The 20,704-nt window shown below is 74.2% G+C and carries 24 protein-coding genes; 11 read left to right on the top strand and 13 right to left on the bottom strand.

The genetic code is table 11. The annotated features are described in order from the left end of the window. Window positions 1-7: 7 nt before the first annotated feature. From AVL62_RS13650 to AVL62_RS13665, 4 genes are all read right to left on the bottom strand, one after another. A complete protein-coding gene (locus AVL62_RS13650; protein ID WP_153011802.1) occupies window positions 8-1,036 on the bottom strand; it encodes a sensor histidine kinase in 1,029 nt (342 codons plus the stop codon). Continuing rightward, the gene (locus AVL62_RS13655; protein WP_058892200.1) at window positions 1,026-1,736 is read right to left on the bottom strand and encodes a response regulator transcription factor; all 711 of its coding nucleotides are present in this window, start codon (window positions 1,734-1,736) and stop codon (window positions 1,026-1,028) included. The genes AVL62_RS13650 and AVL62_RS13655 overlap by 11 nt, the downstream gene beginning before the upstream one ends. A gap of 123 nt (window positions 1,737-1,859) precedes the next feature. Continuing rightward, window positions 1,860-2,516: a response regulator gene (locus AVL62_RS13660; protein WP_058892201.1), complete on the bottom strand. Its 657-nt coding sequence runs from the start codon at window positions 2,514-2,516 to the stop codon at window positions 1,860-1,862. A 29-nt stretch (window positions 2,517-2,545) separates the two neighbouring features. Then, a complete protein-coding gene (locus AVL62_RS13665) occupies window positions 2,546-3,793 on the bottom strand; it encodes a sensor histidine kinase (RefSeq protein WP_058892202.1) in 1,248 nt (415 codons plus the stop codon). Between the two features lie 164 nt (window positions 3,794-3,957). On the opposite strand from AVL62_RS13665, the gene AVL62_RS13670 reads away from it, so the two are divergent. Both AVL62_RS13670 and AVL62_RS13675 read left to right on the top strand, forming a co-directional pair. Further along, window positions 3,958-4,851: an ABC transporter ATP-binding protein gene (locus AVL62_RS13670; RefSeq protein WP_058892203.1), complete on the top strand. Its 894-nt coding sequence runs from the start codon at window positions 3,958-3,960 to the stop codon at window positions 4,849-4,851. After that, complete coding sequence (locus tag AVL62_RS13675) at window positions 4,848-5,795, top strand: ABC transporter permease (RefSeq protein WP_201023273.1); 948 nt, start codon at window positions 4,848-4,850, stop codon at window positions 5,793-5,795. The genes AVL62_RS13670 and AVL62_RS13675 overlap by 4 nt, the downstream gene beginning before the upstream one ends. Before the next feature lie 364 nt (window positions 5,796-6,159). Here the strand turns inward: AVL62_RS13675 and AVL62_RS13680 are convergent, their stop codons facing one another. The 5 genes from AVL62_RS13680 to AVL62_RS13700 form a co-directional block, all read right to left on the bottom strand. After that, window positions 6,160-6,597, bottom strand: a complete 438-nt coding sequence (locus tag AVL62_RS13680; RefSeq protein WP_058892204.1) for a heat shock protein transcriptional repressor HspR — start codon at window positions 6,595-6,597, stop codon at window positions 6,160-6,162. A gap of 3 nt (window positions 6,598-6,600) precedes the next feature. Continuing rightward, the gene (locus AVL62_RS13685; protein WP_058892205.1) at window positions 6,601-7,677 is read right to left on the bottom strand and encodes a DnaJ C-terminal domain-containing protein; all 1,077 of its coding nucleotides are present in this window, start codon (window positions 7,675-7,677) and stop codon (window positions 6,601-6,603) included. 48 nt (window positions 7,678-7,725) lie between these two features. After that, the gene (locus AVL62_RS13690; protein WP_058892206.1) at window positions 7,726-8,484 is read right to left on the bottom strand and encodes a nucleotide exchange factor GrpE; all 759 of its coding nucleotides are present in this window, start codon (window positions 8,482-8,484) and stop codon (window positions 7,726-7,728) included. Further along, on the bottom strand, window positions 8,481-10,406 hold the full coding sequence (gene dnaK, locus AVL62_RS13695; RefSeq protein ID WP_058892207.1) for a molecular chaperone DnaK: 1,926 nt from the start codon (window positions 10,404-10,406) through the stop codon (window positions 8,481-8,483). The genes AVL62_RS13690 and dnaK overlap by 4 nt, the downstream gene beginning before the upstream one ends. A gap of 178 nt (window positions 10,407-10,584) precedes the next feature. Beyond that, window positions 10,585-11,295 (bottom strand): HAD family hydrolase, encoded by a 711-nt coding sequence (locus AVL62_RS13700; protein WP_058892208.1) that lies wholly within the window; start codon window positions 11,293-11,295, stop codon window positions 10,585-10,587. Between the two features lie 109 nt (window positions 11,296-11,404). Between AVL62_RS13700 and AVL62_RS13705 the strand changes: the two genes are divergently transcribed. Together AVL62_RS13705 and AVL62_RS13710 are read left to right on the top strand one after the other, a co-directional pair. Next, on the top strand, window positions 11,405-12,343 hold the full coding sequence (locus tag AVL62_RS13705) for an aminotransferase class IV (protein ID WP_058892209.1): 939 nt from the start codon (window positions 11,405-11,407) through the stop codon (window positions 12,341-12,343). Continuing rightward, window positions 12,340-13,047 carry a hypothetical protein gene (locus tag AVL62_RS13710; protein ID WP_058892210.1) on the top strand — a complete coding sequence of 236 codons (708 nt, stop codon included), beginning with the start codon at window positions 12,340-12,342 and terminating at the stop codon, window positions 13,045-13,047. Before AVL62_RS13705 ends, AVL62_RS13710 begins: the two co-directional genes overlap by 4 nt. A 179-nt stretch (window positions 13,048-13,226) precedes the next feature. Here AVL62_RS13710 and AVL62_RS13715 read toward each other — a convergent pair whose 3' ends face one another. Continuing rightward, window positions 13,227-13,385, bottom strand: coding sequence for a hypothetical protein (locus AVL62_RS13715; RefSeq protein ID WP_419177493.1), 159 nt, complete (start codon window positions 13,383-13,385; stop codon window positions 13,227-13,229). Between the two features lie 98 nt (window positions 13,386-13,483). On the opposite strand from AVL62_RS13715, the gene AVL62_RS13720 reads away from it, so the two are divergent. Both AVL62_RS13720 and AVL62_RS13725 read left to right on the top strand, forming a co-directional pair. After that, window positions 13,484-14,059: a MerR family transcriptional regulator gene (locus AVL62_RS13720; protein WP_058892211.1), complete on the top strand. Its 576-nt coding sequence runs from the start codon at window positions 13,484-13,486 to the stop codon at window positions 14,057-14,059. After that, window positions 14,056-14,817: an isocitrate lyase/PEP mutase family protein gene (locus AVL62_RS13725; RefSeq protein WP_058892212.1), complete on the top strand. Its 762-nt coding sequence runs from the start codon at window positions 14,056-14,058 to the stop codon at window positions 14,815-14,817. Before AVL62_RS13720 ends, AVL62_RS13725 begins: the two co-directional genes overlap by 4 nt. A gap of 69 nt (window positions 14,818-14,886) precedes the next feature. Here AVL62_RS13725 and AVL62_RS13730 read toward each other — a convergent pair whose 3' ends face one another. The 3 genes from AVL62_RS13730 to AVL62_RS13740 form a co-directional block, all read right to left on the bottom strand. Beyond that, complete coding sequence (locus tag AVL62_RS13730; protein ID WP_058892213.1) at window positions 14,887-15,195, bottom strand: hypothetical protein; 309 nt, start codon at window positions 15,193-15,195, stop codon at window positions 14,887-14,889. A gap of 142 nt (window positions 15,196-15,337) precedes the next feature. Continuing rightward, complete coding sequence (gene pdxY / locus AVL62_RS13735; RefSeq protein ID WP_058892214.1) at window positions 15,338-16,204, bottom strand: pyridoxal kinase PdxY; 867 nt, start codon at window positions 16,202-16,204, stop codon at window positions 15,338-15,340. Between the two features lie 143 nt (window positions 16,205-16,347). Further along, complete coding sequence (locus tag AVL62_RS13740; protein ID WP_058892215.1) at window positions 16,348-17,049, bottom strand: GNAT family N-acetyltransferase; 702 nt, start codon at window positions 17,047-17,049, stop codon at window positions 16,348-16,350. Between the two features lie 150 nt (window positions 17,050-17,199). Here AVL62_RS13740 and AVL62_RS13745 point away from each other — a divergent pair, with 150 nt between their 5' ends. The 5 genes from AVL62_RS13745 (at window position 17,200) to AVL62_RS13765 (ending at window position 20,693) form a co-directional block, all read left to right on the top strand. Continuing rightward, window positions 17,200-17,760 carry a DUF2975 domain-containing protein gene (locus AVL62_RS13745; RefSeq protein WP_058892216.1) on the top strand — a complete coding sequence of 187 codons (561 nt, stop codon included), beginning with the start codon at window positions 17,200-17,202 and terminating at the stop codon, window positions 17,758-17,760. Further along, window positions 17,747-17,968 (top strand): helix-turn-helix domain-containing protein, encoded by a 222-nt coding sequence (locus AVL62_RS13750; RefSeq protein ID WP_058892217.1) that lies wholly within the window; start codon window positions 17,747-17,749, stop codon window positions 17,966-17,968. Before AVL62_RS13745 ends, AVL62_RS13750 begins: the two co-directional genes overlap by 14 nt. A 27-nt stretch (window positions 17,969-17,995) precedes the next feature. Beyond that, window positions 17,996-18,535 (top strand): MOSC domain-containing protein, encoded by a 540-nt coding sequence (locus tag AVL62_RS13755; RefSeq protein ID WP_058892218.1) that lies wholly within the window; start codon window positions 17,996-17,998, stop codon window positions 18,533-18,535. Window positions 18,536-18,734: 199 nt separating this feature from the next. Next, entirely contained in the window at window positions 18,735-19,622 is an 888-nt protein-coding gene (locus tag AVL62_RS13760) for a phosphatase PAP2 family protein (protein WP_058892219.1), read from the top strand. A 12-nt stretch (window positions 19,623-19,634) separates the two neighbouring features. After that, on the top strand, window positions 19,635-20,693 hold the full coding sequence (locus AVL62_RS13765; RefSeq protein ID WP_058892220.1) for an ArsO family NAD(P)H-dependent flavin-containing monooxygenase: 1,059 nt from the start codon (window positions 19,635-19,637) through the stop codon (window positions 20,691-20,693). The last annotated feature ends 11 nt before the right edge of the window (window positions 20,694-20,704 follow it).

The following is a 20,704-nucleotide window of genomic DNA, read 5'->3' on the forward strand; positions in this document are numbered from 1 at the left end:
TGCGGCCCTACCGCGCGTCCGGTGCGGGGGTGTGCCGCGGGAGGGTGATCCGGACGCGGCATCCGGGGCCGTGGTTGGCCAGCGTGATCGTGCCGCCGCTGCGCTCGACGAGGGCGTGGGCGATCGTCAGGCCCACGCCGACGCCGGCGCCCGCCGACCGGGCGCTGCTGCCGCGCCACCCGGGCTCGAAGGCGTGCGCGAGGGCCTCCTCGGCCAGTCCGCCGCAGGCGTCGTCGACGTCGAGGACGACCTCCTCCGCAGCCGGCTCCGCCGCGACGCGCACCACCACGTCCGACCCGGCCGCCGACTCCCGGACGGCGTTGCTCACCACGTTGGCCACGACCCGGTCGAGCTCGCCGGCGGCCGCGCGCACCGGCGCGGGTGCGTCGCCGGTCAGCCGCAGGTGGACCCGCTGCTGCTGCGCCACCGGTTGCTGGCTCGCCACCACCGTCGCCGCCACCTCCGCCAGGTCGACCGCCTCCCCGGGGTCGGCGGGCGCGCTGCTGCGCAGCCGGCTGAGCTCGAGCAGGTCGTCGACCATGACGGTCATCCGGTCGGCCTCGGCGCGGATGCGGCGGTGGTAGTCGTCCTGGTCGGTGACGAGGCCGTCCTCGAGCGCCTCGGACATGACCCGGATCGACGACAGCGGGGTCCGCAGGTCGTGCGAGGCCCAGGTGATCATGTCCTGCCGGGAGCGGGCGAGCTCCAGCTCGCGCTGCTCGTCGGCGAGCCGCTGCTGGGCCCGCCGGTCCAGCCGCCGCACGCTGCGGAAGAGCAGGACCCCGATCGCCAGGGCCACCGGTGCCGCGGCGAGCAGCACCAGGGCGATGAGCGTCGCGTCGTGCTCGGACAGGAACATCGCGCGCGTGGTCACGACCACCCCGGCGGCGACGCTGGCCACCCCCACCACCGGGCCCAGGAGGGTCGCCGCGGCCGGGGAGCGCCGGGCGACGAGCAGCGTCAGCGCCGCCCCGGCCAGCCCGACCGCCCCCGCGGTGCCCGCGGCGAGGGTGATCGCCTCCAGCTCAGGCCTCATCGGCACACCCCTGCTCCCGGTCCCACCGGTAGCCCCGGCCCCACACCGTGCTGATCCGCTCCGGCCGGGACGGGTCGACCTCGACCTTCTCGCGCAGCCGCCGCACGTGGACCGTGACGGTCGAGCGGTCGCCGACCTCCCACCCCCACACCTCGCGCAGCAGGTCGTCCCGGTCCAGCACGACGCCGGGATGGGTCATGAGGTGCACGAGCAGGTCGAACTCGCGACTGGTGAGCGCCAGCTCCGCACCCGCCCGGGTGGCCCGGCGGGCCCCGCGGTCGACGACGAGGTCGCCCTCCTCGATGGTCCCCCCGGGCGCCCCGCCGGGCGAGGTGCCCGCCGACCGACGCAGCAGGCCCTGGACGCGCAGCACGAGCTCGCGCGCGCTGAACGGCTTGGTGACGTAGTCGTCCGCACCCAGCTCCAGACCGGCGATGCGGTCCTGCTCGGCACTGCGGGCCGTGAGCATGAGCACCGGCACGTCCGGGTCGATCGCCCGGATGCGCCGCAGCACCTCGAACCCGTCGATGCCGGGCACCATGACGTCGAGCACGACCACGGCCGGCCGCACGTCCGGGAAGGCCCGCACCGTCACCAGGCCGTCGGCGGCCTCGTGGGTGGGCAGCCCGGCCCGGTGCAGGTAGGCGCACACCACCTCCCGCACCGTCCCCTCGTCCTCGACGACCAGCACCGTGCTCACCGCCTCAGGGTATGCCGCGCCGCGGCCGCCGGGTCGTGCGGAAGGGTGGCGGCCCGTCGCGTTCCGGGGCGGTCGGTCCGGCGGGTGAGCGCGGGGCGCGGCGGGGAGACCCGACGGGACGGCTCAGCGCCCGGTGTCGCCGTCCTGCGCGTCGTGCACCAGCAGGGCGATCTGCACCCGGTTCGCGAGACCGAGCTTGGCCAGGACGCTGCTGACGTGCGCCTTCACCGTCGGCACCGACAGGAAGAGCTCCCGGGAGACCTCGGCGTTGGAGCCGCCCCGGGCGACCGCCCGGGCCACCTCGCGCTCCCGCTCGGTCAGGTTCTCGAGCGCCGACCTGGCCCGCCCGGCGCGCTCCCCACCCGCGGCTGCCGGGGCCCCCGAGACCTCCCGGACGAGCAGGGCGGCGACCGACGGCGACAGGGCGTGGTCACCCGACGCGACCTCGTGGACGGCGGCGACCAGCTGGGCCGGCGGGGTGTCCTTGAGCACGAACCCGCGCGCCCCCGCCCGCAGCGCCTCCAGGACCAGCGCGTCGGCGTCGAAGGTGGTGAGGATGAGCACCTGCACGTCGGGGTAGGCCGCGAGCACCTCCCGGGTGGCGCTCACCCCGTCCGTGCGCGCCATCCGGACGTCGATGACGAGCACGTCTGGCCGGTGCCGTCCGACCAGCTCGACCGCCTGGCCGCCGTCCTCCCCCTCGGCGACGACGTCGACCCCGTCGGGCCCGCCCAACAGCATGCGCAGCCCGGCCCGCACCAGCGGGTCGTCGTCGATCATCACCACCCGTGGGCGGGGCACCCCCGCCGTCACCTCGTCTCCCACGGCAACCAGACTCGCACGACGAAGACCCCCGGCCCGCCGCCGGCCTCGAAGGTGCCGCCGACGAGGGTGACGCGCTCCTGCATACCGGTGAGACCCCGACCGGGCGCCCCGGGGTCCTGGGCCGCCGGACGGGGGACGACGTTGCGGACCTCCAGGCTCAGCCCGGTCGACTCGTCACCGGACAGGTCCACCTCGACGGCGGCCCCCGGGGCGTGCTTGCGGGCGTTGGTCAGGGCCTCCTGGACGACGCGGTAGGCGTGGCGCCCGACCCGGTCGGAGAGGGTGACGCTGCGGTCCCACAGACCAGGGGAGGCGGTGAGGTCGACGGGGTGACCGCCCGTCGTCACCTCCGCCGCCAGCGAGGGCAGGTCGGTCAGGGTGGGCTGGGGCGCCACGGCCCCGGACGCCGCGTCGGCGTCGTCCTCCCCGCGCAGGACCCCCAGGACCTCGCGCAGCTCCTGCAGGGCCTGGTGCGCGCCGTCGCGGACGATCTCGGCGCTCTGCACCCGCTCGGCCTCGGTCAGGTCCGGACGGTGGGCGAGCGCCCCGGCGTGCATCGCGACGAGGGAGAGCCGGTGCCCCATGACGTCGTGCATCTCCCGGGCGATCCGGGCGCGCTCGGCGGTCCGGGCCTGCGCGACCCTCGCGGCCTGCTCGCGGTGGGCCGTCTCCGCCTGGGTCCGCCAGCTCTCCACGAGCTGGCGACGGCCGCCGATATTCCACCCGATGAGGGACACGAGGGCGAACAGCAGGACGCTGAGCCCCGCGATGAGGCCGGCGTACCACGGCGAGGGGATCTCGGACAGCGTCTCCATGCCGAGCTGGCGCGCGACCACGAGCTCGTAGAAGATGCCCGCGCCGACGTTGACGGTGCCGACCGCCAGCAGGGGTCGCCACCGTCGGCGACTGGCCAGGGACAGCGCCGCGAGGAGGGAGGCCGGGACCGCCATCGAGGAGACCACGAGGGCGGCGCTCGTCAACACCGCGACCGTGACCGGGGACCGGCGCCGCCACAGGACCAGGGCCACCGCCAGGTGACCGACGACCAGGTCCGCCACCAGCAGCGCGTCGACCCGGGCCGGGTAGCTGCCCAGCTCCTGCGAGCCGGCCGGCGAGCTCGCGAAGGTGACGGTGAGGATGAGCAGCCCGGTGACCCACACCACCAGGACCCGCCAGGCGTGGCCCCACCAGCGCAGGGGCGGGGGGCCCGGGACCGGGCGCGCGGACGTCATACCGCAGCAGCGTAGGCGGGCGCCGGGCGCCCCGCCTCGGCCGTCGGTCGTGCCTCTCTACGACTTTCGTCGGGGTCGGGGCCGCGGGAAGGGCGACCATGGGCCCACCGACGACCGACCGTGGGCCGATGTGGCGGGGTGGCCCTGTCGCCGAGGGTGGAGCCATGATCGAGATCGAGAACCTCACCAAGAGATACGGCGCCTTCACGGCCGTCGACGACATCAGCTTCACCGCACGTCCCGGGCGGGTCACCGGCTTCCTGGGCCCCAACGGCGCGGGCAAGTCCACCGCGATGCGGATGATGTGCGGGCTGACCCCGGCGACCTCGGGCAGCGCGCGGATCCTGGGCCGCCCCTACGCCGCCCTGCCCAACCCCACCCGGCACGTCGGGGTCATGCTCGACGCCAGCGCCCAGCACGCCGGGCGCACGGGTCGCGAGGTCCTCACCCTGGCCGCCATCCTCGTCGGCGCGGGACGCGGCCAGGTCGACGCGACGCTGGAGCGGGTCGGCCTCACCTCCCGCGAGGCCGAGCGTCGCGTCGGCAACTACAGCCTCGGTATGCGGCAGCGGCTCGGCCTGGGAGCGGCCCTGGTCGGCGACCCCCGGGTGCTCATCCTCGACGAGCCGGCCAACGGGCTCGACCCGGGCGGCATCCACTGGATGCGCGGGCTGCTGCGCGACTACGCCCGGGACGGCGGCACCGTGCTGCTCAGCTCGCACCTGCTCTCCGAGGTGGAGATCATCGCCGACGACCTGGTGCTCATCGGTCGCGGCCGCATCGTCGCCCAGGGCACGAAGGAGGAGCTGCTGTCCGCGGCCGGCGTCGTCGTCGACGCCACCGACCGGGCGGCGCTGCGGGCGGCGGTCGAGCAGTCCGGCCTCGAGCACACCCCGCGCCCCGACGGCACGCTCGCGGTCGCCGCGCAGACCGCCGAGGTCGGCGAGCTGGCGCTGCGGCACGGCCTGGTCCTCACCAGCCTGGGCTCCTCCGGGGGCGGCCTGGAGGAGATGTTCCTCACGCTGACCTCCGACGACGCCCGGGAGGTGGCGGCGTGACCGGCCCGACGAGCCACCCGCAGGCGCCGACGGCGACCCGCAGCCCCCTCGACGACCAGGACGGCACCATGGACAACGCGACCCCGACCACGACCCACCCCCGCGGCACGAGCGGGTCCGACGCAGGCCACGCCGACGCGTCGCGCGGCGGCGGGCGGACGGCATACCGGCGAGACGGTGAGGCCCCCGAGCTCACCGGCGGCGCGCTGCCGTTCTCCCGCCTCCTGCGCACCGAGCTGCGCAAGACCGTGGACACCCGCGCCGGGCGGTGGCTGCTCATCGTCATCGTCGCGCTGACCGCGCTGGCGATGGGGCTGGTCATGTGGTTCGGCCGGGAGAACGGCGCCGCCTACTCCACGCTCCTGCTCACCGCGGTGCTGCCCCAGGGCGTGCTGCTGCCCGTGCTGGGGATCCTCACCGCCGCCTCCGAGTGGAGCCAGCGCACGGCCCTGGTGACCTTCACCCAGGAGCCGCGGCGGCTGCGGGTCATGAGCGCCAAGTCGCTGGCGGCGCTGCTGCTGGGCCTCGCGGTGGTCGCGGTGACCGTCGGCCTGGCCGTCCTGGCGCACCTCGCGTCGGCGGGCCTGGCCGGGAGCGACGTGGACCTGAGCCTGCCCGGGCACGTCTACGGCGGGATCGTCGTGCTGCAGCTGGCCTACGTGCTCATGGGCGTGGCCTTCGGCGCGCTGTTCCTCAACGTGCCGCTGGCCATCGCCGCCTTCTTCGTGCTGCCCGTGCTGATGAATGTCGTCTCCATGACCGTGGGGTGGGTGCAGGACCGGGCCGCGTGGATCGACCAGAACGTCGCCGCGCTGCCGCTCACGACGCTGGACGCGGCCCCGACCGGGGAGCAGTGGGCGCAGTTCGGCGCGACCTCGGTCTGGTGGGTGCTCCTCCCGCTGGCCCTCGGGCTGTGGCGGGTGGCGCGCCGCGAGGTGAAGTAGCCCACCCGCCCCCGCGTCGGCTGCCCCACCCCCAGGTGGGGCGGTCGAGCGGGCTCGGCCCGACGTCCCGGACCCCGTGGGGTGTCGGTCGTCAAGGGCCAGGACACCTGGTGACACACACGTCACGTCGGCCACAAGGTGCGGGGCTGTTGCTGTCCGCACGGGGTATATCCCCGGCTGCTGGGCACATCCCCGCATCGTGGTGCTCGTGGGACCAGAGGTGCTGCAGCGTCGAGGCCCGGCACCGCACACGGCGACCCGGCGTGCGCGCCCCTGCGTCGCCGACCGGCTGACCCCGGCGCCGGGCGTCTCGCCCAGTCGGTGGGCCAGCCGCGGGGGCGCGGCTCCGGAGCGGTCCTGCGCCTCAGTCGGCGGGCCAGCCGCGGGGGCGCCACAGCGCCAGCGCGGTGCTGGAGGGCCGGCCCTGCGGCCGCTGGCCGGCGCGCACGGCGACGACCTCGCCGGTGAGGTCCGCCGCGAAGACACGTCCGCCCTGGGCGGCCCGCTCGCGCAGCCGCTCGTTGTCCGCCAGGAGCTGGGCGACCCGGTCACGCAGCGCCTCGACCTGCACCTCCAGCTCCATGATGCGCTGGATGCCGGCCAGGCTCACCCCCTCGCCGGAGAGGCGCTGCACCTCGCGCAACCGGTCCACGTCGCGCGAGGAGTAGCGACGGCCCCCGCCCCGGGTGCGCGACGGCGTGACCAGCCCGAGCCGGTCGTACTGCCGCAGCGTCTGGGCGTGCATCCCGGCCAGCTCGGCGGCGACCGAGATGACGTAGACGGGGGTGTCGCGGTCGACCACGGCTCAGCCCTGCGCCCGTCGGATGAGGTCGGCCCTAGGGTCGCTGCCGTCCTCGTCGGCGCGCAGCGCCTCGACGGCCCGCCGCGCCTCGTCGGACAGCCGCTGCGGCACCACGACCTGCACCTTCGCGAGCAGGTCGCCGGTGCCCCTCGTCGTCCGGATGCCGCGGCCCTTGACCCGCAGCACCCGCCCGGACGGCGTCCCGGGCGCGACCTTGACCTTGACGGTGCTGCCGTCGAGGGTCGGGACCTGCACGGTCGCCCCGAGCGCCGCCTCCGAGAAGGTGACCGGCAGGTCGACGGTGAGGTGGTTGCCGTCGCGGCCGAAGACGGGGTGCGGGGTGACGGCGACCTTGAGGTACATGTCGCCGGGCTCGCCGCCCTGCATCGGCGCGGGCGCGCCCTTGCCCTTGAGCCGGATCCGCTGACCGTCCTTGACCCCGGCCGGGATGCGGGTGGTGATCCGCCCCCCGTCCGGCTTGGACAGGGTGACGGTGTCGCCCGTCACCGCGGCCCGGAAGTCGAGCGTGGTGGACGCCTCCACGTCCTGGCCACGCGGCATACCTCCGCCGTAGCCGCGCCCGGAGAAGCCTCCGGGGAAGCCCTGGCCCCCACCGGGCTGGAAGCCGCCCGGGAAGCCCTGGCCGGCACCGCCGCCGGGCTGGAAGCCGCCGCCCCCGCCGAACGCGCCGAGCAGGTCCTCGAGGTCGATCCCGCCGCCCCCGCCGGTGCCGAAGCGCACGTTCTGCGCGCCGCCCGCACCGCCGAACATCTGCGCGAAGACGTCCTCGAACCCCCCGCCGGCACCGCCCGGGCCGCCGGCGCCCGCGGTGAAGCGGGCGCCGCCGCCCATGGCGCGCACGGCGTCGTACTGCTGGCGCTGCTCGGGGTCGGAGAGCACCGCGTAGGCCTCACCGATGTCCTTGAACCGCTGCTCGGCCGCCGCGTCACCCGGGTTGCTGTCCGGGTGGTGCTGGCGCGCCAGCTTGCGGTAGGTCTTCTTCAGCTCCTTGGCGTCCACGTCCTTGCTGACGCCGAGGATCGCGTAGAAGTCCTTGTCGAACCAGTCCTGGTTCACCACGGGTGCTCACCTCCTCCTGCCGTGCTCATTCTGCTCCGGGTATGCCGCTCAGCCCGGGTCCGCGACCGCGACCCGCGCGGCGCGGACCACCTGGTCACCGACCTTGAAGCCGGGCTGCACGACCTGCACCACGGTCATCTCCGTCGTTCCTTCGGGCAGCTCCACGGGGGAGCGCTCCGCGGGCAGGTGCATGAGCGCCTCGTGGACGGTGGGGTCGAAGACCTCGCCGACCGCGCCGACCCGCTCGACCCCGAAGCGACCGAGGGCCTGCTCCAGCTTGTCGGCGATCGCCGCGAACGGGCTGCCCTCGGTGATGTCGCCGTGCTCCCGCGCGGAGTGCACGTCGTCCAGCACCGGCAGCAGCGCCTCGACGACGGCGCCGGTCGCCCGGCCCCGGTCGCCCTCGCGCTCGCGCTGGGTGCGGTTGCGGAAGTTGACGAACTCCGCCTGCATCCGGCGCATCTCCTCGAGCCGCTCGGCGGCCAGCCGGGTGTCCGGGTGGCTGTCGTCGCCCGTCTCCGGCTCCACGGCCTCCGGCACGCCGTCGGTCTCGGGGGTGGCCAGCGGGGTCTCGTCCGCCACCTGCTCGACCGGCACCTGCCCGTCGGTGGTCTGCTCGTCGGTCGCCCGGCCGGTGTCGGCCTGCGCCTCGCTCTGGTCGCTCACAGCGTCTGCACCCTCCGTGCTCTGCCGCACCCGGCCCGTCTCGGGGTCGATGCGGCGCTTGTCCCGGATGACCGGGCCCGAGCCCGGGCGCTCCTCCTCGGGAGCGCCCGGGCCGTGGTCGCCCTGCGGCCGGTCGGTCACTTGCTGTCCTTGCCCTCGTCGTCGTCGACGACCTCGGCGTCCACCACGTCCTCGTCGGACGTCGACTGGCCCTGCTGGCCGGCGTCGGCGCCACCGGCACCGCCCGGGAAGCCCTCGCCACCCGGGGCACCGGCACCGGCGCCCTCACCGGACTCGGCCTGCGCGGCATACATCGCCGACCCCATCTTCTGGCTCTCGGTGGAGAGGGTCTCCATCTTGGCCTTGATGTCGTCGAGGCTGGCGCCGCTGTCGGCCTTGAGCGCGTCCTTGAGGTCGGTCAGCGCGGTGTCGACCGGGCCGCGGGCGTCCGCGGGCACCTGCTCGCCGGAGTCGGTCAGGAACTTCTCGGTCGAGTAGACGAGCTGCTCCGCGCTGTTGCGCGTCTCGGTCTCCTCGCGACGGGCCTTGTCCTCCTCGGCGTGCGCCTCGGCGTCCTTGATCATCCGCTCGATCTCGTCCTTCGGCAGCGCCGAGCCGCCGGAGATCGTCATCGACTGCTCCTTGCCGGTGCCGCGGTCCTTGGCGGACACGTGCACGATGCCGTTGGCGTCGATGTCGAAGGTGACCTCGATCTGCGGGACACCACGGGGGGCCGGGGCGATGCCGGTCAGCTCGAAGTTGCCGAGCAGCTTGTTGTGCGCGGCGATCTCGCGCTCACCCTGGTAGACCTGGATGCCCACCGACGGCTGGTTGTCGCTGGCCGTGGTGAAGACCTCGCTGCGCTTGGTCGGGATGGCCGTGTTGCGCTCGATGAGCTTGGTCATGATCCCGCCCTGGGTCTCGATGCCCAGCGAGAGCGGGGTGACATCGATGAGCAGCACGTCCTTGCGGTCGCCCTTGAGGACACCGGCCTGCAGGGCGGCGCCCACGGCGACGACCTCGTCCGGGTTGACGCCCTTGTTGGGCTCCTTGCCGCCGGTCATCTTCTTGACCGTGTCGACGACGGCCGGCATCCGGGTGGAGCCGCCGACGAGGACGACGTGGTCGATCTGGCCGACGTCGATGCCCGCGTCCTTGATGACCTGCTCGAAGGGCTGCTTGACCCGGTCGAGGAGGTCGGAGGTCATCTGCTCGAACTGCGCCCGGGTGAGGGTCTCGTCGAGGTGGATCGGACCGTTCTCGCCCATGGAGAGGTACTGCAGGTTGATCGAGGTGCTGGAGCCCGAGCTCAGCTCCTTCTTGGCCTGCTCGGCGGCGTCCTTGAGCCGCTGCAGCGCGATCTTGTCGTTGCCCAGGTCCACCCCGGACTGGTTCTTCACCGTGGTGACCAGGTGGTCGATGATGCGCTGGTCCCAGTCGTCACCACCGAGCTTGTTGTCGCCGTGGGTGGCCTTGACCTGGATGGTCGCGAAGCCGTCGTCGGCGTCCTTGCCCACCTCGAGCAGGGACACGTCGAAGGTGCCGCCACCGAGGTCGAAGACGAGGATGAGCTCGTCCTCCTTGCCCTTGTCAAGGCCGTAGGCGAGCGCCGCGGCGGTCGGCTCGTTGACGATGCGCAGGACGTTGAGGCCGGCGATCTCACCGGCGTCCTTGGTGGCCTGGCGCTCGGCGTCGTCGAAGTAGGCCGGCACGGTGATGACCGCGTCGGTGACGTCCTCGCCCAGGTAGGACTCGGCGTCCCGCTTGAGCTTCATCAGCGTGCGGGCGCTGATCTCCTGCGGGGTGTACTTCTTGTCGTCGATGGTGGTGCTCCAGTCGGTGCCCATGTGGCGCTTGACGGAGCGGACGGTCCGGTCGACGTTGGTGACGGCCTGGCGCTTGGCCACCTCACCGACGAGCACCTCACCGTTCTTGGCGAAGCTGACGACCGACGGGGTGGTGCGCCCACCCTCGGCGTTGGCGATGATCTCCGGCTCGCCACCGGTCAGCACGGCCACAGCCGAGTTGGTGGTGCCCAGGTCGATGCCGACTGCACGTCCCATGAACTGCTCTCCTTGGTATGTCGTGGCGTTCGTTGCGCGCCGCGGTTGACACGTCTGCGCTCAACTCTGCGGAGCGGCCTGGCGTCTTGTCAAACCGAGGCTCAGTCAAGTTGAGTTCACCTGGCTCAACCTCGGGGATCGCGGAATCATTCCCGGCGAGCTCGACGGCGGCCTGCCATCAGTGCGGCAGCGGCTCCTGCGGGTCGTCCGAGCCCTCGGGCGGCTCGGCGCGGCACAGCTGGTCCCAGTCGGCCCCGACGAGGTCGCGCGGGCCGTCGACGATGAGGACGGCCCCGGCGTCGCGCAGCTCCTGCACCCCGAAGCCACCGGAGCGCACCACGACGCAGGGCGCGCCCATCCGGGCCGCCGAGGCCACGTCGTACGGGGTGTCACCGACGAGGACGGCGCGCTCACCCCCCGCCCGCTCCAGGGCGACCCCGAGGATGTCCGGGGCCGGCTTGGACTGCTCGGCGTCCTCGGAGGTGGTCACGGTGCCGAGCACCCCGTCCGGCAGGTCGAGCAGCTCGATGACGTGGTCGGTGAAGGTCTTCTTTCCCGAGGAGGCCAGCGCCACCCGCAGCCCGCGCTCGTGCAGCGAGAGCACCAGGTCGCGGGCGCCGTCCAGCAGGCGGACCTCGTCGAGGACGCGGGCGTACTCCTCCTCCCAGCTCTGCCGCAGGTCGTCACCGACCCGGGCCTCCACCTCGTCGTCGGTCACCACGGCGACCAGCTTGTCCCCGCCCATGCCGATCGACCGGTGCACCCGCCACAGCGGAGGGGTGAGGTCGAAGCGCGCGAACGCCCGGGCCCACGCCAGGGCGTGGTGGTAGGTCGAGTCGGCCAGCGTGCCGTCGACGTCCAGGAGGACGGTGTCGCGCGTCGGAGTCATGCGTCCTTGTCTACCCGATGGCGGCGCTTCACGCCGCGCCCCCGGTCACCCGCGGGCCGCTGCCGGGCCAGGCCCTGCGCCCGCCGTCGCGCACCCCTACGCTGGCCGGGTGCCCCACGGAACCCACGACCACGGCGACGACCCCCGCAACGAGCAGATCCTCATCTGGGTCAACGGCGAGCTCAGGCCCCGCGCGGAGGCGGTGGTGTCGGTCTTCGACTCCGGCTTCGTCCTCGGCGACGGCGTCTGGGAGGGGATCCGGGTGCACGACGGCCACCCGGTCTTCTGGGAGCAGCATCTCGACCGGCTGCTCGAGGGCGCGGCGGCGATCATGCTCGACCTCGGCATGACCCGCGAGGAGCTGACCGCGGCGGTCTACGAGGTGCTGCGCGCCAACGACATGCACGACGGGGTGCACCTCCGGCTCATGGTCTCGCGCGGGGTGAAGTCCACGCCCTACCAGGACCCCCGGGTGACCGTCGGCCCGCCGACGGTGGTGCTCATCCCCGAGCACAAGGAGCCGTTGCCGGCGACGGTGCGCGACGGCATCACCCTCTTCACCACGCACGTGCGCCGGGCCACCCCGGACACGCTGGACCCCAAGCTCAACGCGCACAGCAAGCTCAACGACATCACCGCCTGCATCCAGGCCTACACCGCCGGCGCGGACGAGGCGCTCATGCTGGACCCGCACGGCTTCGTGGCCACCTGCAACAGCACCCACTTCTTCGTCGTCAAGGGCACCCCGGAGGAGCCGGAGGTGTGGACCAGCGACGGCCGCTTCTGCCTCGCCGGCATCACCCGCGGCAACGTCCTGCGCGTCTGCCGGGACCGCGGCCTGCCCGCCCACGAGCGCACCTTCAGCCTCACCGACGTCTACAGCGCGCAGGAGGCCTTCGTCACCGGGACCTTCGCCGGCGTCGTCCCGGTCCGCTCGGTCGACGGGCGCACCATCGGCACCGGCGCCCGCGGGCCGGTCGTCGAGCGGCTCCAGGGCTGGTACGCCGAGCACGTCGCCGCCGACGCCGCCCGCCGGAGCGCGCCGTGACCGTCCGGATCGCGATGTGGTCCGGGCCGCGCAACATCTCGACCGCGATGATGCGCTCCTGGGAGAACCGCCCGGACAGCGAGGTGTTCGACGAGCCGTTCTACGCGGCATACCTGCACCGCACCGGGATCGAGCACCCGGCGCGCGAGGAGGTCATCGCCTCCCAGCCCACGGACCCGGCGGAGGTGGCCCGGGCGTTGCTGGCGCCGACCGACGCCGCAGTGTCCTACTCCAAGCAGATGACCCACCACTACCTCGACGGCGACGACCTCACCTGGGCCGCTCAGGTCCGCAACGTCCTGCTCGTCCGCGACCCCGCCGAGGTGGTGGCCTCCTACGTCCGCTCCCGCGAGGCCTGCCAGCCCGAGGACATCGGCCTGCTGCAGCAGCTGACCCTCTTCGACCTGCTCGGGTCGCCGCCGGTCATCGACGCTGCCGACGTCCTGCGGGACCCCGAGGCCTACCTGCGCTGGCTGTGCGACTGGCTCGGCATCGACTTCACCGACCGGATGCTCTCCTGGCCGGCCGGCCCGCGCGACTCCGACGGGGTGTGGGCGCCGCACTGGTACGACGCCGTCGTCGCCTCCACCGGCTTCGCGCCCCACCGGCCCCGTGAGGTGGGGCTGAGCGACCACGACGCCGCCGTCGCGCAGGCCTGCCGCCCGGCCTACGAGGCCCTGCGCGAGCACGCCCTGCGGCTCTGAGCCGTCGGCCCGGCTGTCGACGCGGCCCGCCCGCCGGGCCGTCGACGTCGGCTACCTGCGGGCCGTGCGCACTGGTGGCCCCCTGAGGGCCACGGACGCACACAGTGCCGGCCCGCGCGTCGAAGTCGTGCGCGTTGGTGGCCCCCTGAGGGCCACGGACGCACACAGCAGCGGTCGGCCTATGCCTGGACAGGCGCCGGGTCGGGGTGCAGCGGCCCCGAGGTCAGCCGCTCCCGCGCGTGCCTGCCGCGCCGGGTCGCGGCGACGGCGCCGGTCGCGGCCGCCAGCCCGACCCTGGCCCCGCCGACGTAGAGCGTCTCCACCCCGCCCGCGGGCACGGCATACGTCTCGTGCCAGATGCCGACGGCGCCCGGGTGCCGCCGGGCGGCCCGGTTGAAGGCGCGCCAGGCCGGCCGGTGCGCACCCCGGGGAGCTGGTGTCCCGGACGCAGGCGAGGTATGACGCCTCGCACGTCGAGCGGCTCACCCTCGTCCGCGCGCTGACCGAGGTCGGCGGGCTCAGCCTCGCGGCGGTCCGGCGGGTGCTGGACGCCATCGAGGAGCCGGACCTGTCCCTCCTCGACGTCATGGCGGTCGCGCAGCGCTCCCTGCTCGCGGGGCCTGACACCCCGCCGGAGGACGGCGCCGAGCCGTCCTGCGACCCGTCCGACGTGCCGGACTCGCGCTCCCGCCGGTTCGTCGCCGACCGCGGCTGGCAGGTCCACCCGGGCGACCCGGTCCTGGACCAGCTCGACGCCGCGTGGGAGGCCTGCGACCGGGCCGGGCTGGGCCTGGACGAGGAGCGGATGGGCCGCTACGCCGACGCCGTCGAGCAGATCGGCCGGACCGACGTCGGGTCGGTGCCCCGGACCTCGCCCCAGGCAGCGGTCCGCCAGGTCGTGCTGGGCACGGTGCTCGTCGACCCGGTGCTCGCCGCGCTGCGCCGCCTCGCGCAGCAGCACGTCGCCGTCAGCAGCAGCGCGTCACCCCGCTCTGGCATGCTCGGCCCATGACCGACGTCGCCCGCCACGCCTCCGAGCTCCTCCGGCTGCACCACACCGGCCAGACCCTCGTGCTGCCCACCGTCTGGGACGTGTGGTCCGCCCGCGCCGTGGTCGACGCCGGCTTCCCGGCGCTCAGCGTGGGCAGCCACCCCCTCGCCGACTCCCGCGGCCAGCAGGACAACGAGGGGATGAGCCTGGCCGACGCGCTGGACGGCATCCGCCGCATCACCGCGGCCGTCGACGTGCCGGTCACCGCCGACCTGGAGTCGGGCTACGACACCCCCGCCGCCGAGCTCGTGGAGCGTGGCCTCGAGGTGGGCGTGGCCGGCGTCAACATCGAGGACACCGTGCACAGCCAGGGCCGCCTGCGCGAGGTCCGCGAGCACGCCGACTACATCGGTGCCCTGCGTGCGGCCGCGGACCAGGCCGGCGTGGAGCTCGTCATCAACGCCCGCACCGACGCCTTCATCGGCCAGGTCGCGACCTTCGACGACCCGCTGGCCGAGGCCCTCACCCGCCTGCGGGCGTGCGAGCAGGCCGGCGCGCGGTGCGTCTACCCCGTGCGGGTGCCGGACGCCGACACCCTGCGCGCCCTGCTCGACGGGCTGTCCGGTCCGGTCAACGTCACCGCGCACCCGGTGGACGGCGCGCCGTCCGGGTCGTTCGAGGAGCTGCGCTCGCTCGGCGTCCAGCGCATCACCTTCGGCCCGCTGCTGCAGAAGGCGCTGACCGCCAAGGTCACCGAGCTCGTCGCCCCCTGGCGCTGAGCGTCGGCTCCCCGGCGGGCCCCAGGGCCGCCGGTCGATCGGCCCGGTGAGCGGCGTCGGCCCGTCCGCTCAGTCGTCCAGCTCGCTCTCGGCCCAGCGCTGCCCGGGGTCGCCGCCCCAGGCGTCCCAGGCCACGCGGCCCGGGGACGGGAAGCCGTCGCCGCCGCTGGTGAAGCCGTCGGCGTCCTTGTCCGCCTCGTGCCGGCGGAAGTAGGCGCGCATCTTCGTGAGCACCTCCTCGCTGACGTCGTCGCCGTCGGCGAGCTGCTTCGCCCTCGTGCGGCCGGTGTCGGTGAAGTTCTTCCCGGCCTTGCCGTCCTCGATCCAGCGCAGCGCCCGCTGCGCCGCCTCCTGCACACCCTTGGGCGGTGTCGCCATCCGGCGCCTCCTTCGATCGGTCTGGAGGGCCAGTCTGCGTCACCGCCTGCGGCCGCGCCTGCCCGGCGAGGTCGTCATGCGCCTCGCCGCGTCAGGTCGGGGGCCGCCGGCCGAGGCGCGAGCCCGGGCGCGCCAGGTCGCCTCAGCGCACCTGGGTCGCGGTGAACTCCCGCCCGGGCCCGACGAACGCCTCCTGCGCCTGCACCAGCCGCAGCTCGCGCTCGCCGGAGTCGATGGTCACCTGCAGCAGCTCGTAGACGCTGGCCGCGGTCCGCTCGAGCGCGGTCCGGGCCGACCCGCTCTCCCGGTAGTGCGCGGTGAAGATCGCGCTGGTGACGTCACCGGAGCCGTTGGCCTTGATCGGCAGCCGCGGCGTCGCGACCAGCCAGGCGCCGTCGTCGTCGACGGCCAGCATCTCGATGGTCTCCCCGCCGTCGGGCTGCGCCTCGCGCTCCGGGCGCAGCACGCTGGTGACGAGCACGGTGCGCGGCCCGAGCTCCCGCGCCCGGTCCGCCGACTCGAGCGTCGACTCCAGGCTGTCCGGCTCGGTGTGCGTCATGTAGCCCAGCTCGAACTGGTTGGGCGTGATGATGTCGGCGTGCGGCAGCACCCGCTCGCGGATGAGCGGCGGGATGGTCGGCGCCACGAAGCACCCCGAGGTGGCGTTGCCCATGACCGGGTCGCAGGTGTACGTCGCCTGCGGGTTGGCGGCCTTCACCCGGGCCACCGCGTCCACGACGACGTCGACGATCTCCTCCCCGCCGAGGTAGCCCGAGAGCACCCCGTCGGCGGTGCCGAGCACCCCGCGGTCCTCGATGCCGCTCACGACCGCGCGCACGTCGTCGGCGGGGATGAGGGGGCCGCCCCACGCGCCATACCCCGTGTGGTTGGAGAAGTTCACCGTCAGCACCGGCCACACCTCGTGCCCGAGACGCTGCAGCGGGAAGACGGCGGCCGAGTTGCCGACGTGGCCGTAGGCGACGTGGCTCTGGATCGAGAGGAAACGCATTCTCCCGATGATGGCACCTCCTCGCCCGCGTCCGCAGCGCGGGCACCGAGGCAGGGGTATGCCGCACCCGTCCGGCCGGACGTCGGCCGCTCCCCCGGCCTCGTGGGCTGACACGTCCCGCGACCCGCCCGGGCCGACCCGGCTCAGCTGCGCACGTGCGTCCCTGAGCCGGCCGGCACGGGCGTGGCGGCGGCTCGGTCGAGCCCGTAGAACGCCCGCACCGCGGCGGCTCCCTCGACCCGGATCGGTTCGCCGCGACGGAAGGTCTCCGGGGTGAGGACGAACCTCTGCTGCTCGGCGCTCTCTCCCTGACGCGCGACCCAGGCGCGACCGTTGTCCTGGTAGCCCACCGCACGGCTGACCGCGAGCGACGCAGGGTTGTCGAGGTAGGCCGCTGACGTGATCCGCTCGATGCCGAGGTGGTCGAAGGCCAGCGCACACGCCGCCCGACGCATCCGCGTGCCGATGCCCTTCCCGTGCTCACGGCGCACCAGCCACGAGCCGGTCTCCACCGTCCGGGTCGTCGACACCTCCTCTCCCTCCAGCGCCTGGATGCCTACGGTCTCGCCGGCCCGGCGCACCACCAGCTGGAGCGACATCGCGCCTGGACCCTGACCGGCCAGGACCCGACCGAGGTAGCGCACGTAGTTGGCGGGGACGTCCTCCGGGGGAGCCGCGGTCCACGGGTAGAGGAAGGGCATGGTGCCCGGGTCGTGGATACCCTCCAGGACCAGCGCGACCAGCTCCGGCACGTCTCGCTCACGGAGCACGCTCAGCGTCAGGTCCCCCGCCTCGACGCGTAGGGCGTAGGGCGGCCAGAGCTCCTCCAGGGCGTGCGGCGACATGCCGCACAGTGTGGCCTACCGCCACCCCGTTGCGCCCTCGCACGTCGACGTTTATCGTTTGTCAGTATCCCGATCATCGATAAGGGGAGCATGATGACGACAGCCGAGACCACCGTCCCACCACGCGGACTGCGGTTCGCGTCCAGAGTCGTGAACGTGGTGGTGGGTGCTGCCGTCGCCCTCTGCGCGCTGCAGGTCTTCCTGGTGGTCTCCGGCATCCCGGTCATCCCCTCGGACGACGCCTGGGTCCCGCCCAGCGCGCTCCCTCAGGTGCTGCAGCTGGACCTCCCCGTCGACGCCCTCCGCACCGAGGTCACCGTGCTGCCGCTGTGGATCCGGCTGCTCGGCGTCAGCAGCACCGTGCTCATGGCCGCCATGCTCGTCATCGCCCTCCGGGCCGTGCACCACGTGGCGCGCCGCTCGGCACAGGGGCGCCCCTTCGCCGACGACGTGGTCCGCCGGCTGCGCCGGGTGGCGGTCTGGCTGCTGGCCCTCGTGGGGCTGCGTCTGCTCGTGGACGTCGCGACCGGCGCGGCTGTGGAGCGCCGGTTCGCCGACCACCTCGACGCCACCGAGGCGGGCGGCGCGCTGGGGATCGACCTCCCCTCGCTGTCCGTCCCGATGATCGTGGCCGCCGCCGTGGCCGCCGTCCTCGCGCACGCCTTCGCGACGGGCCGGGACCTCGTCGACGCCACCGATGGCCTCGTCTGACCACCGGGTCGTCACCAGGCTGGCCCAGGTGCTGGACGAGCGCGGCATGACGCTCACCGAGCTCTCCCGGCGGACCGGTCTGACGATGGCCAACCTGTCGATCCTCAAGAACAACCACGCCAGGGCCATCCGGTTCAGCACCCTCACGCTCGTCTGCGAGGCTCTGGACTGCCGACCGGGGGACCTGCTCGACCTCGACCGGGCCTGACGCGGCCCGCACGGCAGAATGCGGGGTATGCCGTCCCGCGTGCTCGCCGTGCAGCTCAGCCCCGTCCACGAGTTCCGCAAGGAGCCGGCCGGCGAGATCGAGCTCGTCGAGGGGTATGGCGTGCGCGGGGACGCGCACGCCGGCGCCACCGTGCAGCACCTGCACCGGGTGAAGAAGGACCCGACGGCGCCCAACCTGCGCCAGGTGCACCTCATCCACGCCGAGCTCTTCGACGACCTGGCCGAGCTCGGGCACACCGTCCGCCCCGGCGACCTGGGGGAGAACGTCACGACGACCGGCCTCGACCTGCTGGCGCTGGCGCGAGGCACCCGGCTGACCCTGGGCGCGGCCGAGGTTCAGGTCACCGGGCTGCGCAACCCGTGCTACCAGATCGACGACTTCCAGCCCGGCCTGCTCAAGCGGGTGCTGCGCCGGCACGGCGACGGTGCGGTGGAGCGGCTGACCGGCGTCATGGCCGTCGTCACCCGTGGCGGCACGGTGCGGCCGGGCGACCACATCGGGGTCGCGGCGCCCGGCGGACCGCTGGTGGCACTGGCACCCGTGTGACCCCGCCTGTGCGCGGTCGTGGCCCTCCAGGGGCCACCGGCGCGCACGGGGAACCGCACGAGGACGGCATACCACGAGACGCGGACGGGCCTTCTCGACCTGCATTCCCGTGTCGCGAGCTCTACCATGGAATGTTGTCGAGGCCCAACCGGCGTGCCCAGACTCGTCCCAGTCTTCTTTCCTACCCTAGGAATTCCTCATGCTGACCCTTCGCCGCCTCACCAGCCTGCCGGTGCTCATCGGCGCCCTGGTGCTGGTGACGGCGCTGGTCGCGGGTCCGCTGCGTGAGCTCGACCGCTCCCTGCACGGCTTCTGGTCCGACGACCTGACGCCCCGGTGGACCGACTTCCTCGACCAGGTGCCCAATGCCGTGGCCGGTCAGGCGGTCTGCCTCCCGGTGCTGCTCGCCGTGGCCTTCTTCCTCGCGTGGAAGCACCGGACCTGGCGGCCCGTCCTCGTCGCTGCTGCCGCCGAGATCGGCTTCTACGCCGTGGTCGGCGGGCTCAAGGTCGTCCTGGCCCGCACCTCCCCGAAGGCCGACGACGTCTCGGGCCGCTTCCTCAACGGCGGGGCGGCCGAGCACGGGTGGTACGGCATCAGCTACCCCTCGGGCCACGCCTCGGAGGCCATCCTCTTCTACGGGGCCGCGGCCTACCTCATCTACGTCTACTCCCAGCCCGACACCCGGCTGCTGCGCCGCCTCGGGTGGGCGATGGGTCTCATCACGCTGAACTCCATCGGCGTCGCCTACTACCTCGGCTACCACTGGCCCTCCGACCTCCTGGGCGGGATGCTCGTGGGCGCCGTGGTCCTGCGGGCCATCATCGACGCCGACCAGTGGCTGGTCCGCCGCCGCACGGCCACCTGGTGGCGCCGGCTCGAGGCGGCGCCCGCCAACCCGCACCCCGCGGAGCGCGCCACCGCCCCGGCCGAGCCGGTCGCGGCCCCGGCCCGGACGCGCGCCGACGCGGACCAGCAGGCAGCGACGCGCGCGACCTCGCCGGAGCCGCCGGGTCACGGCATACCGTCGACGCAGCCCGTCTCGGACCACCGCAGCCACCGGCGCGACCCCGAGCTCGTCCCGTAGCCGCCGCCCCGCGTGGTCACCGATCCCCTCCCCGCCGTCGTCGTGGGCGGAGGGCAGGCCGGGCTCGCGGCCTCCTTCTACCTGCGCCGCCGCGGTGTCGAGCACCTCGTCCTCGACGCCGGTGACGCGCCCGGCGGGGCCTGGCGGCACACCTGGCCCTCGCTGCGCCTCTTCTCCCCCGCGGCCTACTCCTCGCTGCCGGGCTGGCGGATGCCCCCGACGGAGGGGCCCGACAACCCCGACGCCGCCCACGTCATCGCCTACCTCGCCGCCTACGAGCAGCGGTACGACCTGCCGGTCCGCCGGCCGGTCCGCGTCCGCTCGGTCACCCGGCAGGACGGCCTCTTCCTGCTCGACACCGACCACGGCACCCGGCGGGCGCACGCGGTCGTCGGCGCGACGGGCACCTGGAGCCGGCCGTTCGTCCCCGCCGTCCCCGGGATCGCGGACTTCCGCGGGGTGCAGCTGCACAGCTCGAGGTATGCCGGTCCCGCCCCCTTCGCGGGCCGGCGCGTCCTCGTCGTCGGCGGCGCCAACTCCGGCGCGCAGGTCGCGGCCGACCTCCTGCCGGTGGCGGAGGTGACGTGGGCGACGCTCGGGCCGCCGCGCTACCTGCCTGACGAGGTGGACGGCCGCGAGCTCTTCCGGGTGGCCTCGGCCAGCCTGCGCGGGGAGGGCGACGGGGTCGGCAGCCTTGGCGACATCGTGGCCGTGCCTCCGGTGCGCCGGGCCCGGGACGCCGGCGAGCTCGTCGCCACGCCGATGGTCGCCCGCCTCACCCCCGACGGCGCCGTCGCCGCGGACGAGACCGAGCACCAGCTGGACGCGGTCGTCTGGTGCACCGGCTTCCGTCCCGAGCTGTCCTGGCTCGCCGGGCTCGACGTGCCCCGGCGCGCGGGCCGGGTCGTCACGGACGGCGGCCCCACCGTGCCCGGCGTGCCGGGGTTGTTCCTCCTCGGCTACGGCGACTGGTGCGGCGCGGCGTCGGCCACCCTCATCGGGGTCGGCCAGTGGGCGCGTCGCGTGGCCGAGGAGGTCGCCGACCACGGGGCCGCGGCCGCCCGCGCCTGACCCTCCGCGCC

Source organism: Serinicoccus chungangensis, assembly GCF_001483745.1.
In the GTDB taxonomy this organism is placed as follows: Bacteria; Actinomycetota; Actinomycetes; order Actinomycetales; family Dermatophilaceae; genus Ornithinicoccus; species Ornithinicoccus chungangensis_A.

Excerpts from the sequence above, each read along its gene's own strand:
- AVL62_RS13650 (WP_153011802.1), bottom strand. The coding sequence starts at position 1,036 with ATGAGGCCTGAGCTGGAGGCGATCACCCTCGCCGCGGGCACCGCGGGG.
- AVL62_RS13660 (WP_058892201.1), bottom strand. The coding sequence starts at position 2,516 with ATGATCGACGACGACCCGCTGGTGCGGGCCGGGCTGCGCATGCTGTTG.
- AVL62_RS13665 (WP_058892202.1), bottom strand. The coding sequence starts at position 3,793 with ATGACGTCCGCGCGCCCGGTCCCGGGCCCCCCGCCCCTGCGCTGGTGG.
- AVL62_RS13670 (WP_058892203.1), top strand. The coding sequence starts at position 3,958 with ATGATCGAGATCGAGAACCTCACCAAGAGATACGGCGCCTTCACGGCC.
- dnaK (WP_058892207.1), bottom strand. The coding sequence starts at position 10,406 with ATGGGACGTGCAGTCGGCATCGACCTGGGCACCACCAACTCGGCTGTG.
- AVL62_RS13700 (WP_058892208.1), bottom strand. The coding sequence starts at position 11,295 with ATGACTCCGACGCGCGACACCGTCCTCCTGGACGTCGACGGCACGCTG.
- AVL62_RS13725 (WP_058892212.1), top strand. The coding sequence starts at position 14,056 with ATGACCGACGTCGCCCGCCACGCCTCCGAGCTCCTCCGGCTGCACCAC.
- AVL62_RS13730 (WP_058892213.1), bottom strand. The coding sequence starts at position 15,195 with ATGGCGACACCGCCCAAGGGTGTGCAGGAGGCGGCGCAGCGGGCGCTG.
- pdxY (WP_058892214.1), bottom strand. The coding sequence starts at position 16,204 with ATGCGTTTCCTCTCGATCCAGAGCCACGTCGCCTACGGCCACGTCGGC.
- AVL62_RS13740 (WP_058892215.1), bottom strand. The coding sequence starts at position 17,049 with ATGTCGCCGCACGCCCTGGAGGAGCTCTGGCCGCCCTACGCCCTACGC.
- AVL62_RS13750 (WP_058892217.1), top strand. The coding sequence starts at position 17,747 with ATGGCCTCGTCTGACCACCGGGTCGTCACCAGGCTGGCCCAGGTGCTG.
- AVL62_RS13755 (WP_058892218.1), top strand. The coding sequence starts at position 17,996 with ATGCCGTCCCGCGTGCTCGCCGTGCAGCTCAGCCCCGTCCACGAGTTC.
- AVL62_RS13760 (WP_058892219.1), top strand. The coding sequence starts at position 18,735 with ATGCTGACCCTTCGCCGCCTCACCAGCCTGCCGGTGCTCATCGGCGCC.